The organism is Rhizobacter sp. P3_B12 (assembly GCF_056402895.1).
Window position 1 is genome coordinate 1 of the sequence record NZ_JBFUGN010000572.1, and the last position, 3,996, is coordinate 3,996.

The 3,996-nt window shown below is 69.1% G+C and carries 4 protein-coding genes and 1 pseudogene; 1 reads left to right on the plus strand and 4 read right to left on the minus strand.

Features of this window, described 5'->3' with window-relative positions:
- From pepN to AC1D01_RS23900, 4 genes and pseudogenes are all read right to left on the minus strand, one after another.
- Positions 1 to 726: pseudogene (gene pepN, locus AC1D01_RS23885) on the minus strand (aminopeptidase N); the annotation flags it as partial.
- Between the two features lie 15 nt (positions 727 to 741).
- Complete coding sequence (locus tag AC1D01_RS23890; RefSeq protein ID WP_477870762.1) at positions 742 to 1,404, minus strand: HAD family hydrolase; 663 nt, start codon at positions 1,402 to 1,404, stop codon at positions 742 to 744.
- Positions 1,404 to 2,508, minus strand: a protein-coding gene (gene prfB, locus AC1D01_RS23895) for a peptide chain release factor 2 (protein WP_477870764.1) whose coding sequence is annotated in 2 segments (ribosomal slippage) — positions 1,404 to 2,426 and positions 2,428 to 2,508 — 1,104 coding nt in all. Because the reading frame shifts where the segments join, the coding sequence is not laid out codon by codon here. The genes AC1D01_RS23890 and prfB overlap by 1 nt, the downstream gene beginning before the upstream one ends.
- A gap of 77 nt (positions 2,509 to 2,585) precedes the next feature.
- Positions 2,586 to 3,527, minus strand: coding sequence for an alpha/beta fold hydrolase (locus tag AC1D01_RS23900; protein ID WP_477870766.1), 942 nt, complete (start codon positions 3,525 to 3,527; stop codon positions 2,586 to 2,588).
- A gap of 117 nt (positions 3,528 to 3,644) precedes the next feature.
- Between AC1D01_RS23900 and AC1D01_RS23905 the strand changes: the two genes are divergently transcribed.
- Positions 3,645 to 3,890 (plus strand): hypothetical protein, encoded by a 246-nt coding sequence (locus AC1D01_RS23905; protein WP_477870768.1) that lies wholly within the window; start codon positions 3,645 to 3,647, stop codon positions 3,888 to 3,890.
- Positions 3,891 to 3,996: the final 106 nt, after the last annotated feature.

The window sequence follows — 3,996 nt, forward strand, 5'->3', positions numbered from 1 at the left end:
GTCCCAGACCACGCTCGCGATCAGCGAGTTCATCGCATGCTCGGTCTTCTCGAGGTCGCCGCGGCGCACGTACACCTGCAGCAGGTGGTCCTTGCCCGAGCGGGTGCGCACGTTCTGCTCGCGCGCCACCAGGTCGGCCGCGACCAGCGCGAACAGGTAGCTCGGCTTCGGGAACGGGTCGTGCCACTTCGCGAAGTGCCGGCCGTTGTCGAGCTCGCCCTGTTGCACCAGGTTGCCGTTCGACAGCAGCACCGGGTAGGCCTTCTTGCTGGCCTTCAGCGTCACGGTGTAGACCGCCATCACGTCCGGGCGGTCGAGGAAGTAGGCGATGCGGCGGAAGCCTTCGGCTTCGCACTGCGTGAAGAAGCCGCCGCCCGAGGTGTACAGGCCCGACAGCTGCGTGTTCTTCTCGGGCGCGCAGGTGTTGCGGATCTCGAGCGTGAACTCGCCGGCCGGCACGTCCGACAGGCTGTCGATCACCAGCATGCCGTCTTCATGGCGGAACGACACCGATTCGCCGTTGACCAGCACGCGCGTCAGCGTCAGGTCTTCGCCGTGCAGGCGCAGCGGCTGCGGCGGCAGCGCGGTGTTGCGCTCCATCGTCATGCGGTTGATGACCAGCGTCTTCGCCGGGTCGAGGTCGAACGTCAGGTCGACGGTGCGGATCCAGAACGCCGGGGCGGTGTAGTCCTCGCGGCGGATCAGCGGTGCAGTGCCTTCACGCATGGTGTTCTTCTTTCGTCAGGGCTGATGGATCGGAAGGGTGAGTCGGACATCGAGCAGGTCGGGCACGACGGCGACGACGTTGTCGAAGCCGGCGAAGGCGGCGGCCGCCATCGTCGTGGTCAGCGCGACGGCCTTCATGCCGGCGCGCCGCGCGGCCTCGACGCCGAGCGGCGCATCCTCGAAGACCAGGCACTCGGCCGGGCTCACGCCGAGGCGCTTCGCGGCCTCGAGGAAGATGTCCGGGTGCGGCTTGCCGCGCAGGCCATCGGCCGGGCTCACGGTGGTCTGCACCTTGTCGCCGATGCCGAAGCGCCCATAGGCGAGCGCGATGTTCTGCGGCGTCGACGCGGTGCACACCGCGAGCTTCAGGCCGAGGCCGGCCGCGCGGTCGAGCAGCTCGTGCGTGCCGGCGRTCAGCCCGAGCCGGGTGGCGGCGATGTCGCGGTAGATCGCCTCCTTCTCGGCGCCGAACGCAGCGTAGTCGTCGGCGCTGCGGCCGGGCAGCAGGTCGGTGAAGATCTCGACGTTGCTGCGCCCGGCCGTCTCCAGGAAGAAGCGCTCGGCGTCGATCGTCAGCTCGCGCCGGCGGTGCCACTCGACCCAGGCGTCGTGGTGGTGCGGCATGCTGTCGATCAGCGTGCCGTCCAGGTCGAAGAGCAGGGCCTTCAGCTGCGTCATCAGATGCCCTGTTTCAGGCTGGCGGTGATGAACTGGTCGAGGTCGCCGTCCAGCACCTTCTGGGTGTTGGAGATCTCCACGTTGGTGCGCAGGTCCTTGATGCGGCTCTGGTCGAGCACGTAGCTGCGGATCTGGTGGCCCCAGCCGACGTCGGTCTTGGTGTCTTCCAGCTTCTGCTGCTCTTCCATGCGCTTGCGCATCTCATGGTCGTACAGGCGCGAGCGCAGCCGCTTCCAGGCCACGTCGCGGTTGCTGTGCTGGCTGCGGCCGTCCTGGCACTGCACGACGATGCCGGTCGGGATGTGCGTGAGGCGCACCGCCGAATCGGTCTTGTTGATGTGCTGGCCGCCGGCGCCGCTCGCGCGGAAGGTGTCGGTGCGCACGTCGGACGGGTTGATGTCGATCTCGATCGTGTCGTCGACCTCGGGGTAGACGAACACGCTGGCGAAGCTGGTGTGGCGGCCGCCGGCGGAATCGAACGGGCTCTTGCGCACCAGGCGGTGCACGCCGGTCTCGGTGCGCAGCAGGCCGAACGCGTAGTCGCCCTCGACCTTGATGGTGGCGCTCTTGATGCCGGCGATTTCGCCGTCGGACTGGTCCTCGACCGTCGCCTTGAAATCCTTGCGCTCGGCGTACTTCAGGTACTGGCGCAGCAGCATGCCGGCCCAGTCGCAGGCCTCGGTGCCGCCGGCGCCGGCCTGGATGTCGAGGAAGCAGTTGAGCGGGTCGGCCGGGTTGTTGAACATGCGGCGGAACTCGAGCCCGTCGACGATCTCGGCCAGCTTGGCGGTCTCGGCCTCGATGGCCTGCAGGCCGTCGGTGTCGCCCTCGGCCTTCGACATCTCGTACAGCTCGGAGTTGTCGGCCAGGTTGCCGGTGAGGTGGTCGATGGTCTCGACGACCTGCTCGAGCGAGCGCTTCTCGYGGCCCAGCTCCTGTGCGCGCTTCGGTTCGTCCCAGACCTTGGGGTTCTCGAGCGCGGCGTTGACCTCGTTCAGTCGCAGTGCTTTGCGATCGTAGTCAAAGATACCCCCGGAGGCCGACCGTGCGCTGGGTCAGGTCGGCCAGGGTGTTGCCGATGGCATTGATGTGTTCGACGTCCATGGTGCAGTTCCCGTGTGTGTTTTGTGAATCGCGGGATTTTCGCACGCACCGCATGCCCGCACGGGCAGGGCGGCCGGTCAGGCCTGGAGGAAACGCGCCAGATGGGCGGCGAGCGCCTCGGGCTGGTCGTGGTGCAGCATGTGCCCGGCCGGCGACAGCACCTGGCGCTCGACCCGCGGCACCTGCGCCAGGCGGGCGTCGAAGTCGCTGCGCGGGTAGCGGTCGCCCCACCATTTCGAGACATCGGTGCGGTCGCCCTCGACCCACAGCAGCGGTGCGGCGATGCGCTGCCAGCAGGCCAGCACCTCGTCCTTCTGGTACAGCGCCGGGTTGGCGCGCTTGTGGGCCGGGTCGCCGAGGATGTGCCAGCGGCCGTCCTCGGCCTGGCGCGACCAGTGGCCGGCCAGCCAGGCCGCGCGGTCCTCGCGCAGCAGCGGGTTGGTCTTGCGCAGCCGCTCGGCGACCGCCTGCAGGCTGTCGTAGGGGCGCAGTTCCACCGGCTGCTTCAGTTCGTCCAACCACTGCAGGTAGCGCTTGGGTGCCTGCGCCGGCCGCGTGGCCGGCAGGCCGAAGCCTTCCAGGTTGACGAGCCGGCGGATGCGCTCGGGCCGCACGCCGGCATAGACCATCGCGACGTTGCCGCCCATGCTGTGGCCGAGCAGGTCGATCGGCTCGCCGGGGGCGGCCACGGAATCGGCCAGAGAGTCGAGCAGCGCATCGAGATCGCCGAGGTAGTCGGGGAACCARTAGCAGTCGGCACCGCCCGGCGCGCTCAGGCCGAAGCCGCGCCAGTCCGGTGCGACCACGTGGCGCCCCTCGCCCTCGATCGCCGCCAGCGCATCGACGGCGAACTGGAACGATGCGCCGACGTCCATCCAGCCGTGCAGCATCACGAGCGTCGGCCGCTCGGCGGTGGCCAGGGCCGCGTCGCCCCATTCGTGCAGGTGGTAGCGCAGGCCGCGCAGGTCGACGAAGCGGCTGCGGCCGGGGCGCCGCGGGAGATACGGTGTGGACGACATGACGCCCGATGTTAGGAGTTCGCGCGCCGGCCGGCTGTCCGGCCAGGGACAGCGCCTTCAGGAGAATTCAGCCGCGCTTCAGGACGGCGAGCCGGTGCACCGCCGACCATGCGGACCATGAAATCGACGCGCCCGACCTCTTTCCTGCACACGCCCCAGCTGCGCTTCGCCGCGGCCGTTCTCGGGGTCGCGGCGCTGTTCGCGGGTTTTCATGCACTCGCCACGCCGGCGCCACTCGTGATTTCCTGCGCACTTCCGACCGCTGCCGGCATGGCGCGCACCGTGCAGTCATCCGGCACGGGGTCATCGCGCCCTATGCTCGGGGGCGAGGCCATGTCCGCCGTGAAGGAAAAACTGGACTGACCTGTGCTGTTCTGCAGTAGCGACGTGAGGGAGCCCGAGGGAGTCGTGATGCCGGCGCCGTGCCACCCGCGGCGGCCGGCGAGGGGCCTGCACGTCGGTGTCACGG

Bases quoted from the DNA above. Each gene is read 5' to 3' on its own strand.
- AC1D01_RS23905 (WP_477870768.1), top strand. From the start codon at position 3,645: ATGAAATCGACGCGCCCGACCTCTTTCCTGCACACGCCCCAGCTGCGC.